Annotated in this window: 11 protein-coding genes; 4 read left to right on the forward strand and 7 right to left on the reverse strand. The window is 68.9% G+C overall.

The window, feature by feature from the left end:
- Window positions 1-27: 27 nt before the first annotated feature.
- Window positions 28-1,410: a Na+/H+ antiporter NhaA gene (nhaA, locus tag AC1D1W_RS01060; RefSeq protein ID WP_028275957.1), complete on the reverse strand. Its 1,383-nt coding sequence runs from the start codon at window positions 1,408-1,410 to the stop codon at window positions 28-30.
- Between the two features lie 174 nt (window positions 1,411-1,584).
- On the reverse strand, window positions 1,585-2,382 hold the full coding sequence (locus AC1D1W_RS01065; RefSeq protein WP_028275956.1) for an alpha/beta hydrolase: 798 nt from the start codon (window positions 2,380-2,382) through the stop codon (window positions 1,585-1,587).
- Window positions 2,383-2,637: 255 nt separating this feature from the next.
- Here AC1D1W_RS01065 and AC1D1W_RS01070 point away from each other — a divergent pair, with 255 nt between their 5' ends.
- Window positions 2,638-3,744, forward strand: a complete 1,107-nt coding sequence (locus AC1D1W_RS01070; RefSeq protein ID WP_028275955.1) for a GTP pyrophosphokinase — start codon at window positions 2,638-2,640, stop codon at window positions 3,742-3,744.
- A 173-nt stretch (window positions 3,745-3,917) separates the two neighbouring features.
- Here AC1D1W_RS01070 and AC1D1W_RS01075 read toward each other — a convergent pair whose 3' ends face one another.
- Together AC1D1W_RS01075 and AC1D1W_RS01080 are read right to left on the reverse strand one after the other, a co-directional pair.
- On the reverse strand, window positions 3,918-4,202 hold the full coding sequence (locus tag AC1D1W_RS01075) for a DUF1540 domain-containing protein (RefSeq protein ID WP_028275954.1): 285 nt from the start codon (window positions 4,200-4,202) through the stop codon (window positions 3,918-3,920).
- 126 nt (window positions 4,203-4,328) lie between these two features.
- Entirely contained in the window at window positions 4,329-5,849 is a 1,521-nt protein-coding gene (locus AC1D1W_RS01080; protein ID WP_476942713.1) for a SulP family inorganic anion transporter, read from the reverse strand.
- 243 nt (window positions 5,850-6,092) lie between these two features.
- On the opposite strand from AC1D1W_RS01080, the gene AC1D1W_RS01085 reads away from it, so the two are divergent.
- Window positions 6,093-7,157: a bile acid:sodium symporter family protein gene (locus tag AC1D1W_RS01085; protein WP_476942714.1), complete on the forward strand. Its 1,065-nt coding sequence runs from the start codon at window positions 6,093-6,095 to the stop codon at window positions 7,155-7,157.
- A 6-nt stretch (window positions 7,158-7,163) separates the two neighbouring features.
- On the opposite strand, the gene AC1D1W_RS01090 is transcribed toward AC1D1W_RS01085, so the two are convergent.
- The 3 genes from AC1D1W_RS01090 to AC1D1W_RS01100 form a co-directional block, all read right to left on the reverse strand.
- The gene (locus AC1D1W_RS01090) at window positions 7,164-7,739 is read right to left on the reverse strand and encodes a LacI family DNA-binding transcriptional regulator (RefSeq protein WP_476942715.1); all 576 of its coding nucleotides are present in this window, start codon (window positions 7,737-7,739) and stop codon (window positions 7,164-7,166) included.
- A gap of 81 nt (window positions 7,740-7,820) precedes the next feature.
- On the reverse strand, window positions 7,821-8,426 hold the full coding sequence (locus AC1D1W_RS01095; RefSeq protein WP_476942716.1) for a GNAT family N-acetyltransferase: 606 nt from the start codon (window positions 8,424-8,426) through the stop codon (window positions 7,821-7,823).
- The gene (locus AC1D1W_RS01100; protein ID WP_476942717.1) at window positions 8,423-10,429 is read right to left on the reverse strand and encodes an FAD/NAD(P)-binding protein; all 2,007 of its coding nucleotides are present in this window, start codon (window positions 10,427-10,429) and stop codon (window positions 8,423-8,425) included. The genes AC1D1W_RS01095 and AC1D1W_RS01100 overlap by 4 nt, the downstream gene beginning before the upstream one ends.
- 241 nt (window positions 10,430-10,670) lie before the next feature.
- Here AC1D1W_RS01100 and AC1D1W_RS01105 point away from each other — a divergent pair, with 241 nt between their 5' ends.
- Together AC1D1W_RS01105 and AC1D1W_RS01110 are read left to right on the forward strand one after the other, a co-directional pair.
- The gene (locus tag AC1D1W_RS01105; protein WP_476942718.1) at window positions 10,671-11,768 is read left to right on the forward strand and encodes an amino acid ABC transporter permease; all 1,098 of its coding nucleotides are present in this window, start codon (window positions 10,671-10,673) and stop codon (window positions 11,766-11,768) included.
- Window positions 11,765-12,625 (forward strand): amino acid ABC transporter ATP-binding protein, encoded by an 861-nt coding sequence (locus tag AC1D1W_RS01110; protein WP_028275949.1) that lies wholly within the window; start codon window positions 11,765-11,767, stop codon window positions 12,623-12,625. Before AC1D1W_RS01105 ends, AC1D1W_RS01110 begins: the two co-directional genes overlap by 4 nt.
- The last annotated feature ends 2 nt before the right edge of the window (window positions 12,626-12,627 follow it).

A 12,627-nucleotide genomic window follows, 5' to 3' on the forward strand; every position in this document is an offset into this window, starting at 1 on the left:
TATAGCCCGTCGGCCTGGCCTGCCAACCTAGCCTGCGGGGCGGTCCTGCTGGTAGACGTCCGGGATGCCGTCGTGGTCCGAGTCAACCTGTTCCGCCTCCTCCGCACGCCGGTACTGGTGGTTGCGTGTGCGGAGCACCGTGGTGGCGAGGAGCGCGGCGAGCAGTGAGGCCGCGAGGATCCCTACCTTCGCGTGGTCTTCGTGCGCAGTGCCCTGGCCGAAGCTCAACTCGGCAAGCAGCAGCGAGACCGTGAAACCGATGCCGGCGAGGATGGCGAGGCCGAAGACGTCGATCCACTTGAAGGACGCGTCCAGGCGGGCCCGCGTGACTTTGGTGATGAGCCATGTGGTGCCGAGGATCCCCGCCGGCTTTCCGGCAACCAGCGCCACGATGATGCCCACCGCCACGGGGTCCGTCAGGGCGGCGCCGAGGCCCTGCCAGCCGCCTATGGCCACCCCGGCGGAAAAGAACGCGAAGACCGGGACGGCGATCCCGGCCGAGATGGGGCGGAACCGGTGTTCGAAAATCTCCGCCAGGCCCGGGCCGGCTTCAGGGCCGCCGCTGGCCTTCGAACGTTTGACGGGAATGGCAAATCCGAGGAGGACCCCGGCCACGGTGGCGTGGATGCCTGATGCGTGCACGAGGGCCCACGTCGCGAAGCCGAGCGGCAGCAGGATCACCCAGGCTGCGGCTGCGTGCGTGCCGAAGAACCGCCGGTATTTGTGCGCCAGGAACGTGTAGAGGCCCAGCGGGAGCAGGGCCAGCAGGAACGGCTCGGGGTGGAGATCGCTGGTGTAGAAGATCGCGATGATGGCGATGGCCAGGAGGTCGTCGACGACGGCGAGGGTCAGCAGGAAGATCCGCAGCGCACTGGGCAGGTGGGAACCGATGAGCGCCAGCACCGCGACGGCGAAGGCGATGTCGGTGGCGGTGGGAATGGCCCAGCCGTGCAGCGTTTCGGGACCGGAGAGGTTGATGGCCGCGTAGATGAGTGCCGGAACGGCCACACCGCCAACGGCGGCGGCCACCGGAACCACGGATTTGCTCGGCTGGCGCAGGTCGCCGGCGACAAACTCGCGCTTGAGTTCGAGCCCCACCAGGAAGAAGAAGATAGCCAGCAGGCCGTCGGCGGCCCACGCGCCCAGGCTCAGGTCCAGATGCCAGGGCGCGTAGCCGATGGTGAAGTCGCGCAGCGCGAAGTAACTCTCCGAGGCCGGGGAGTTGGCCCAGATAAGGGCCACCATCGCCGCGGCGACCAGCAGGGCGCCGCCCACGGTTTCCTTGCGGAGGATTTCGCCGATCCGCAGGGCCTCGGCATAGCTGCCCCGGCCGAAAATGGTGAGGCGGGGCGGCGAAGGAGGGGGCGGTGTTGGTGAAGAGGGTGTTGGCGAAGGGGGCAGGGCGCTCATGGGATCCTCAAAATGGGGTCGACGGAACTATGCCGACCAGACTTCCCGGCGCACCTGCGCTCCAGTCTATTCGCTTTCGCCGGCCAGGGATGCCGTCAGGGACACCGGGACCCCCTCCCTGCCGGGCGGCAGGCCTGGCAGGTCGCCGGGCGGGCGCCTGGCGACGTCCGGATTTCAGACCAGCAGCTGCTGCACGAGTTCACGGCATTTCCGGTACGCGGGTGCCTTCGGATCGATGAGCGCGAAGTGGTCGCCCGGGACCTTGAGCAGCTGGACCGGCGCACCGGCCGCCTTGGCTGCTCCGGCGTAGGTCTCGGACTGGCTCACCGGCACGGTATCGTCCTCCGTGCCGTGAACGGCATATACGGGCACGCCGAGCGGCACCGCACTCATGGGGTCCGCAAATTTATGCCGTTTGGGATATTTCTCCGACGAGCCGCCCAAGAAGTTGCTGACGGCGCCGTTGCTGAGGTTGAGCCGCTCGGCGGCCGCGAGGTTGAGTACCCCCGACTGGCTGACGACGCCGGTGAGCTGCACCGCGCCGTCGTCGTCGCCCCGACGCGTCAGCTGGCGGTCCGCGTCCGGGGCACCAAGCCCCGCGAGCCGGCGGCGTCCCGCCGCCCAGACGGCGAGGTGGCCGCCCGCCGAGTGGCCCAGGGCCACCACGCGGTCCAGTCCCAGCCCGTGCTCTTCGGCCAGTTCACCGAGCTTGTCGATTCCGGCCAGGACGTCGGCGAACGTGTTGGGCCAGCCTCCGCCATTGCCGGCCCGCCGGTACTCCAGGTTCCAGGCTGCCATGCCGTGCGCGGCGAGGTCCTTGGCAAGGGGCTCCCCCAGTTCTGCGCCGTACTGCGAACGCCAGTACCCGCCATGGATCACCACCACCACACCCTTGGGCGCGGCAACATCCGGGAGGAAGAGCTCACCCCACTGGCTGGGGTCCTCGCCATATTGGTACTTGTGCCTCTTCACAGCGTCCTCCTTGGGGCCCGGTGAACAGGCGGCGGAGACTGCCCCCAGAGTCACCGCCGCTGCGGCCGCGATCATAGTTCGCCGCCGCATTTCAGCCATGTGTTGAGCCTACCTTGGGCACCAAGCGGCCCAGCGCAGGCCGGACCCCTCGCATGCCGGACCGCTCCCATGCCTGCTGCGCTGCCCTTGCCTGCGGGCGTGCCCGGCGGTGCCAGCCTGCGGGCCGGTGTCGGTGGTGCGCCGTAAGCTGGATCCATGGCGAGCAACTGGGACCGTTTGGACGTGAGCCTGCGCGATTCCGTGCAGGAGAACGTGGAGTTGTACGAGCGGGTCCGGCCTGCCCTGAAGCTGGTCACCCGGGAGGTCCTGCTCACACTGCGGACCATGCTCAAGGACACCGAAGTCACGCCGTTGTTCGTCACCGGACGCACCAAGACCGTTGAATCCTTCCGCGAGAAGATCTCCCGCACGGAAGAACCGCTGGAGCCGGGCGGGCCACCTGTGCTGAAGTTCCCGGACCCGTTCCGGACCCTGAATGACATGGTGGGAATCCGTGTGATCACCAAGCTGCCGGCGGAAAACGCGGTGGTGGCGAATCTGATCAAGCGCCAGCGCCAGCTCTTTGACTGCCGGGGGGACCGGGAAAAGGACATCGGCTCGATCGAGTCCGGCACATACGGCTACTCCAGCCGGCACCTGATCCTGCGGACCATCCAGAACGAGGCCGTCAAGGACTACCAGCTGGCCTTCAACCCGGACGTCCCGCCGAACGGCAGCTACTTCTTCGAGTGCCAAATCCGGACCGTCTTCGCCCACGCCTGGAGCGAGATCGAGCACGACATCCGGTTCAAGGCCGAGGACCCGCGGGCGTGGACCCCGCACTTCGACCGCCAGTTCACCGCGACGGCCGCCATGCTGGAGACCGTGGAGAGCGCGTTCTCGGACCTGCACGAACGCTACGAGGAGGTCCGCGGCTACTGGGACATGGACGGTGAGGGTGCCGCGCAGCTGACGCCCAACCGGATCCGCGACGTCTGGCGGACCCTGCTGCCGCACGTGGACCGGAAGGTCGACGACGACTGGGGCTGGGCCGCGGAGCTCATGGCCGCCCACGGCCTCAACCAGACCATGCAGCTCGCCGGGCTGCTTAGCGCCAACCGGATCACCGAGGTCCGCAAGGCCCTGGACCACCGCTACTCCCCCGGCCCGGACCGGCTCCTCGATGACCTGCTGCTGTGGCAGTACGGCACCGAACACATCGAGCTCACCGCCGAGCCGGCCGACGCCGTCCCGCACCCCCGGCGCGACAGCCTCCTGCGCCGGCTCAAGCAGATCGAACGGTACCGGCTCACCCAGGGCTAGCGCGCGCCTGCCTCCGCGGGTGCCCTCTGCCACCACCGATTCTCCCCACCTTTGAACCAGCGACGCCGGGCCTCACCGGCGGTCCGCCCCGACACGCCGGGTGCGGCGACCAAAGGTGGGGAATTTCAGCGCCAGCGGGGCGGATGGTCGATGGACGCGGACGGCGGGTGCGGCTACGTGTGGGCGTAGGTGAGGCAGTCGGCGTTGTCGACGCCCGGGCCCACGTGAACTTCGGGCGCCTTGCACATCAGATGGTCGTTGTGGGTGCACTCCGAACGCTGGCAGGCGCCGACGTCGGCCAGCACCTTGGGGAGCCCGCCGTGCACACCGATGTCGATGAAGGTCGCGCAGGAGGCATGGTCTGCGGCGCCGCCGACGGTAATGGCGGCCGCGTTGCAGTGCGAGTGGTCATTGAAGGAGCAATTGCTCACGCTGCAGTCGGCTACGTGCGTCGTCATTGGATTTCCTCCATGCTCCGGCCACCCGGACGGGCGGCGCCGTAAATCCACGCTAGGCCGCACCAAGGCAAACAAAAAGACCCAAACGTGTGACCTAATACCGGCCCGACCGGTCGCGCCTTCCCGTCAGTTCCCCGCGCCGAGCTTGCCGGCCAGGCGTTCGCGCATCAGGGCGCTGGCCTGGTTCAGGCCCACGACGTCGACGCTCTTGCCGTGCTGCCGGTACGTCTCCGTGATGGCATCCAAAGCGGCGATCGTGGAGGTGTCCCACAGGTGGGAGTCGCGCATGTCGATGACGACGCGTTCGGGGTCCAGTGCGTACTCGAACTGGGTGTAGAGGTCATTCGCGGAGGCGAAGAACAGCTCGCCGTCCACGCGATACGTGGCCCGGCCGCCGTCGTGCTCCGTCACCGTGCGCTCGACGGTGACGAAGTGGGCCACCCGCCTGGCGAACAGGACCATCGCGACGAGTACGCCGACCCCGACGCCGGTTGCCAGATTGTGCGTGGCAACGGTGACCGCCACCGTCACCGCCATGACGGCGGTTTCACTCTTGGGCAGCGCCTTGAGGGTGGCGGGCCGGATGCTGTGCCAGTCAAAGGTGGCGACTGATACGAAAATCATGACGGCCACGAGCGCGGCCATCGGGATGAGGGACACAATGTCTCCGAGTGCCACCACGAGGATGAGCAGGAAGACGCCGGCCAGAAGGGTGGAGATCCGGGTCCGGGCGCCGGAGGCTTTGACGTTGATCATGGTCTGGCCGATCATGGCGCAGCCGCCCATGCCGCCGAAGATGCCGGTGACGATGTTCGCGACGCCCTGCCCCCAGGCCTCGCGGGTCTTGGCTGAACGCGTGTCCGTGATGTCATCCACGAGCTTCGCGGTCATGAGGGATTCGAGCAGGCCCACGAAGGCCATGGCCAGCGCGAACGGGAAGATGACCTGCAACGTTTGGAGCGTGAACGGCACGTTGGGCAGTGACAAAGAGGGCAGCGAGTCCGGCAGTGCACCCTTGTCCCCCACAGTGGGAACGACGACGGCGGCCGTCACCGTGATGAGCGTCAGGGCCACAATGGCCACGAGGGGTGCGGGGACGGCTTTGGTGAGCCTGGGCAGGCCGAAGACGATCAGCAGGCCCAGCGCGGTGAGCGGGTAGACCAGCCAGGGTACGCCGATCAGCTCGGGCACCTGCGACAGAAAGATCAGGATGGCCAGGGCGTTCACAAACCCCACCATGACCGGGCGGGGGATGAACCGCATCAGTTTCGCCACCCCGGAGAGGCCCAGCACGATCTGGAAAATGCCGGCCAGAATCACCGCCGCCACAAGGTAATCCAGTCCGTGGGACTTCACCAGTGGGGCGATTACCAGGGCGACAGCGCCGGTGGCCGCCGAAATCATCGCCGGACGGCCGCCGACGAAGGCGATGGTCACTGCCATCGTGAAGGACGCGAAGAGCCCGATCCTCGGGTCCACGCCGGCGATGATCGAGAAGGCGATCGCCTCAGGAATCAGCGCCAGTGCCACCACGAGGCCGCCCAAAACCTCGGTCTTGAGCCGTCGCGGGGACGTCAAGGCGCCTCGGACCGATTGCAGTTGTGCAGGCGTGGCGGCCGGGGCCTGCGCGTCGATACTGGTGGCCATCGCTGGCTCCGTTCGTGGTCAAGGAGGCCCAACGGCCGCCAGATGTCAAAGAATGTGCAGAATTCAGGGAAGGTGGGGCGCTGCGTCGCGCCGGGGTGGGGAGTTCGCCTTTTCGGGCTCACCCACGCAATGAACCCTACCCGTCCGATTCCCGCCCGCACGGCGGCCTAAAAATCTGACATATTTGTCTGACAGGTGGTCACGAAGTGGCCACCCCGTGGACGCCGGTGGCACCATTCTTGGATGCTTGAGGCAACTAAAACTCAGAATACTGCCCGGGACGCAGGCACTGCCGCCGACGTCCCGGCCAATCCCGCCCTCGCCGCCGAGGCAAAGATTGCCCGCATCGCGGTGACGGTCTTCCCGGTCCTTGTGGTGGTGGCCGGGCTCGCCGGCTTCCTGCTCCCCGGCGCGTTCAAACCCCTCGCCCCCAGCGTGCCCTTCCTGCTGGGCATCATCATGTTCTGCATGGGCCTGACGCTGACGCCGCCCGATTTCGCGTCGGTGGCCAAGCGCCCCTGGGCCGTGGCCCTGGGAATCGTGGCGCACTACGTCATCATGCCGGGGGCCGGCTGGCTGATCGCCGTCGGCCTCCACCTCGAGCCGGAGCTTGCGGTGGGCCTGATCCTGGTGGGCTGCGCGCCGTCGGGCACCGCCTCCAACGTGATGGCGTTCCTCGCCAAGGGCGACGTCGCCCTGTCCGTGGCCGTCGCCTCCGTGTCCACCCTGATCGCGCCGATCGTGACGCCGCTGCTGGTGCTGTTCCTGGCCGGCTCGTACCTGAACATCGACGCCGGGGGCATGGTCCAGGACATCGTCAAGACCGTCCTCCTGCCGGTCATCGCCGGCCTGCTGGCCCGCCTCTTCCTCAAGAAGCTCGTGGCCAAGGTCCTGCCCGCGCTGCCGTGGGCCTCGGCCGTCGTGATTTCCCTGATCGTCGCGATTGTCGTGGCCGGCAGCGCCAGCAAAATCGTCGCCGCGGGCGGCATCGTGTTCCTCGCCGTGGTGCTGCACAACGGCTTCGGCCTGGGCCTGGGCTACCTGGCCGGCAAGCTGGGGCGCCTGGATGACAAGGCGCGCAGGGCCCTCGCCTTCGAGGTCGGGATGCAGAATTCCGGCCTGGCCGCCACCCTCGCCACCGCGCACTTCGGCGCGCTGGCGGCGCTGCCGTCTGCGGTCTTCTCCCTGTGGCACAACGTCTCCGGCGCGATCGTGGCCGCCTGGCTGGCCCGGCGTCCCCTCCGGGAGGCCGCAACCCAGGAAACCGCAACGCGGGACACGGCACCGGCCGCCGCGCTGAAGGCCTAAAGGGTCCTAACCCCGCAACTGTGCCAGCAGCCGAGTGACGGCGCGCCCGGCCAGGATCTCGGGGGTGTCCGTTCCGGCGGGGACCACCTCGTGTCCGCCCTGGACACCAGAGCTGCCGGGCCCGGCGTCGTCCGTGATGAGCACGTGGGGCGTGCCGCGGCCGGCGAGCTCTGCCGTGGCCCCGGAATCGTTGTCCGCCTCCGGTGCGCTGGTGTGGATCACGCCGTCGGCTCCGCCGGAGAGCATGAACTGCCGCCAGTTCCCGCCCAGCAGGATGACCGACTGGTAGCCGTGCTCCGGCAGGATCCTGGCCAGCACCGTGGCGATGGCCCTGTCCCGGGGCTGCTCGAGGTCCGGTACGGCCACGGCCACCAGCTCCGTCCGGCCCCGGCGCATTCCCCGGGCGGCGCTGTTGGCCACATAGCCAAGTTCGCGGACCGCGGCGTGCACCCGGTCCTGGGTGGCCTCGCTGATCCGGGTGGTACCGCCGGAGCGGCCGGAGAGCACATAGGAGACGGTGGTCAGGGAGACCCCGGCCGTCTGCGCGACATCGCGGATGGTGGGCTTGGATCCAGGCCGCACTGATGACTCCCGGCTGTTTCTCCGCCGGGTCCGCGGCGGCTCGTTAATACGTTGTTTCAGGGCAGACCCCCCGTGTGAACTCTAGCCCGAAGCACCGGTTCCCGGCCCACGCCGACCAAGCAGCGCGGCGAGGTTTGCGGCGGGGTTTGCGGCGGGCAGGTCCTTGGTGAATGCCAGCGGCCCGATGGTTTCCGGGTCGGCGGAGAGATCGAACTGTGCCTCGTAACCGGTGCTCAGGTAAAGGCGTTTCGCCTCCGGCTGGCGCGGGCCGGTTGTCAGGTAGACCTTCCGGTAGCCGCGATGGCCGGCCAGCGCCTCCAGCTCGGCAAGGACAAACCGGGCCAGTCCGCGGCGGCGGTGCGCCGAATGCGTCCAGATCCGCTTGAACTCGGCGGTCTGCGGGCCGTGCCGGCGGAACGCGCCGCCGGCCACGGATTCGCCGTTCTCGCGCACAATCAGCAGGGCCCCGCCCGGCGCGGCGAATTCCTCGGCCGGGTAGCGGTTGAGTTCCTCCGCGGCGGCCCCGCGGCCGAAGAGGTTGCCGTAGCGGGTGTCGTATTCGAGCGCGAGCTCATCCAGGAGCGGACGGACCCTGGGATCGCTCATGGGCAGATTGAGGACCGTCAGCGCGGCGGTGTCCACGGGCGGGGTGTCCACGGGTGGGGTGTGTAGTGGGGGCGGGGTCATGACGGGTCCTTTCCGCCGGCGGCGGCCTGCGGCACCGCCCGGCCGGCGTCCGTTTGATCGTTGTTGGCCAGGCCGCTGTCGGCCGGCCCGTTGTTGGGCTTCGCCAGCAGGTTCAGGACGCGCCGGGCCAGGGCATCGTTTTCGCGGAACGGCGCGGCGTTGGTGCCGGACCGGGCGAAGGCGCCGGCGCCCCAGCCGGAAGTACCGGGCCCGACGCCGAACAGCCGCTCGCGCCGCTCCCCCACCGGGCTGATGAGCTCGTTGTGGGCGGACACCAGGAGCCGTCCGGTCGCGTGCGTGCCGTCGGCAGTGAGGAGCTGCTGTTCGGTGCCGAGCCCGGAGGCGTGCAGCTGGCGCAGCAGCGGGTTCGCGGAGCGGGCCACCGACGGCGCCGGGAGCCGGGCCTCGATCAGGGCCGCCGCTGACACGCTGATCCCGGACTGGGCCGAGCGGGCGACGAACCGGCCCGCGTGCTCCGCGGCCTCGATCTCCAGCCCCGGGCCAATGAACTGCAGCAGCCCGGCCCGGTGGATCGCCAGCATCTCCCGCAGCCTGCGCGGCGGCGGGCCGGAATCGACGAAGCTGAAGAAGCCGTGCCACCAGCCCTGGACCTCCCGCTGCGACCGCGCGTTCAGCCGCTCGGACGGCACCAGCCGGCCCAGGTCCATGTAGGACTTCAGCAAGGAAGTGAACAGGGCCAGGGTTTCCGAATGGTCCGGCCCGGTGCGCAGCTCAAGGTCGCGGCCAATGTACGCTGCCGCCGCCGACTGGAAGTCTGCGTGGCCGGCGAAGACGCGGCCGGCGAAGGGATGGTCCAGCCGTTCGAGGTCCAGGTGGAGCCCTGCGTCCGGGACGGACCCGGCGACGAGCCGCCGGCGCTCCTGGCTGTACCAGTCCGCGGCGGCGAACCGTTCGGCGAATTCCTGCCAGCCGGTCCGGACCCGTTCCGGGTAACCGGTGAACAGCTCGCGGTAGTACGCGTAGCCGGCGTCCTTGGCGATCAGGGGCCACAGCTGGGCGCGGAAGTCCACCTCGCCGGGCGCATCCAGCAGCGCCGCGACGGCGTCGGCCGTGAAGAACGCCGGCTCGCCCGCCGCGTCGCCGCGCAGGGCGGACGTGATCTTGGAGTGGTATGGCACGCCGCGGCGGGAGCCGGCCCACAGCCGCGGCTCGGTACCGGAGGGCACGTAGCGCAGGGCGCCGCCTGGCAGCTCCTCGAACCTGCCGCCGCGGCCCTCCATGAGCAGGACCAGCAGGTCCACGAAGGCCAGGCCCATGCCGGAGACAATCACGTCCTGGCCCGCGGCGAGGGGTGAGTAGTCGACGTCGGTGGTGTAGCTGGGCGCCGCGTGGAACGCGCCGTGCCGGGCGGCAAAACCGGCCCACGCCGCAGACTCCGCATCGGGCAGCGAATCCGCGTGCCCCAGGGAGGCGATTACGACGTCGGCGTGCAGCACCGCGCCGCCGGCCAGCCGGACGCGGTAGCGTTCCGGACCCTGTTCGGCTACATGCTGCACCGGCTCGACGGCGGACGCCGTGTCCCGGTGCACGGTGACGGTGGTGTCCGGTCCGAGGGCGGCGACGGAGCGGCGGAAGAACCATTCCAGGTAGACACTCTGCAGCTGCCGGGTGGGGAAGGTGGCACCGGTGAGGTCGGCCAGCTGGCGCCGGAGTTCCGCCGGCAGCTCCGGAACATCCGCGATGGACCCGTCCAGGACCCCGGCGGCCCACTTTGCCAGGCCGGGGCCGTCGACCGCGGGTCCCTCGCATTGGACGGAGGCATCCGTGAACATCGTGACGTCCGCCGCCGCGGAGTTGAGCATCAGCCCGGGATGCTGCTCGTAACGCCAGATCCTGCCGGCACCCGGGGTGTGCGGCTCCACGACGTGGATCTGCAGGGCGCCGTCGAGCAGCTCCGGCCGGTTGGCGGCGAGGCGTTCCAACAGCCCGGCCGCGCGCGGGCCGCCGCCGATGAGGACCACGGACGGGGCATTCACTGGCATGACGGTCTCCTGGCTCGGGTGCGGAGCCCTCATGCTAGGCACCCGAAATGGAGCCGGTCGAGGCGCCGGTCACGGCCGTTCACCCCGCGTAACGCGGCGTAAATCGAGGCAAGAATTCGTCGTGTGACGCCGTGCGAACCTGCGTGAACGTATGCAACCTGCCGCCTTGCCGCGCGATTTCGCACGGCCCTAGATTGGCAGCCAACTACCCCCACAGCAACTGGAAGAAGCGAGGTGGCGCATGAGTTCAACAGCAACCCCGGTGGCACAGTCCGCCCCGGAGCCGGCGTCCGCCGGCATCGAATCCGCACCTGAGACCCCGGAGGTCCGGGCCGCAGGACCCGTACCCGCCGGCGAGACCGCACCGGCCGGAACGGTCGGCTCCGGTTCGGTGGGCCGCAAGGCCGCCACCGACTACGCCGACTACCGGCTGGTCCCGGCCCGCCACCCGTGGCGCTGGGTGGGCACCGCCGTCGTCGCCGTGGGCGTGGCCGGCATTGCCTGGTCGCTGGCCACCAACCCGCGCTGGGAGTGGGGCGTGGTGGCGCAGTGGTTTACCGCGCAGTCGATCGTGAACGGCCTGCTGGAGACCCTGAAGCTGACGGCGATCTCCGGGGCGCTAGGCTTCATCCTGGGGTTCATCCTGGCGCTGATGCGGCTCTCGGCGTCACCCCTGCTGGTCTCCGTCTCCTGGACCTTCTCCTGGATTTTCCGCTCCACGCCGCTGCTGGTGCAGATGCTGCTCTGGTACAACCTGGGCTACCTCTACGAGAAAATCAGCCTGGGGCTCCCCTTCACGGACGTGCGCTTCTTTGAGGCGCAGACCACCACCCTGATCAGCCAGTTCGCCGCGGCAGTCCTCGGCCTGACCCTGAACCAGGCCGCCTACTCCGCCGAGATCATCCGCGGCGGCATCCTGTCCGTGGACCAGGGCCAGCTCGAGGCCGCAACCGCCCTGGGCATTCCGGCCTGGCGGCGTTCCACCAGGATCGTCCTGCCCCAGGCCATGCGGGCCATCCTGCCCACCGCCTTCAACGAGGTGATCGGCCTGGTCAAGGGCACCTCAATCGTTTACGTCCTGGCCTATTCCGAGCTGTTCTACACCGTCCAGGTCATTTACAACCGCACCCAGCAGGTCCTGCCGCTGCTGCTCGTGGCCACGCTCTGGTACGTCGTCATCACCTCGGTCCTGAGCGTCTTCCAGTACTACATCGAGCGGCACTACTCCAAGGGCGCGGTCCGTACGCTGCCCCTGACGCCGCTGCAGAAGGCCCGCAAATTCCTCGCCATCCATACGCCCGCCGCCCGGGAATCGAAGCAGGAAAGGGGCACCCGATGAGCACCGCACTCCGTACGACCACCCAGACCCCGTCCGCGGCCGCTGCCACGGACGCCGTAACCACCCGCGGCCTCGTCGAGATCACGAAGGTCCGCAAGTCCTTCGGCGCCGCGGAAGTCCTCAAGGGCATCACGCTGACGGTCGAGCCCGGGGGTGTCGCCGTGATCGTCGGACCGTCCGGATCCGGCAAATCCACCCTCCTGCGCACCATCAACCACCTCGAAAAGGTCGACGCCGGGTTCATCGCGATCGACGGCACGCTGGTGGGCTACGCGGTCCGCGGGCGCAGGCTCCACGAGTTGCGCGAAAAGGAAATCCTGAAGCAGCGCACCGAGATCGGCATGGTGTTCCAGAACTTCAACCTCTTCCCGCACCTGACCGCGCTGGAAAACGTCACCGAGGCACCGATCGTCGCGCCGCGGGCCGGAAAACCCCGGCTCTCCAAGGCCGAGGCCCGCGACCGCGGTCTGGAACTGCTGGACCGCGTGGGCCTGAAGGACCGTGCCGGCGCCTACCCGCGCCAGCTGTCCGGCGGCCAGCAGCAGCGCGTCGCGATCGCCCGGGCGCTTGCCCTGGACCCGAAGATCCTGCTCTTCGACGAGCCCACGTCGGCCCTGGACCCGGAACTGGTCAACGAGGTCCTGGACGTCATCCGCGGGCTGGCCAAGTCCGGCACCACGCTGATCATCGTCACGCATGAGATGGGCTTCGCCCGCGACGTCGCCGACACGGTGGTGTTCATGGACCAGGGCCAGATCGTCGAGCAAGGCACCCCCCAGGAAATTTTCACCAACCCGCGCGAAGTTCGCACCCGGAGCTTCTTCTCCAAAGTCATCGAACCCGCTTTCAACATCTAAGG

The sequence above is a fragment of the Arthrobacter sp. P1_B4 genome (genome assembly GCF_056406555.1).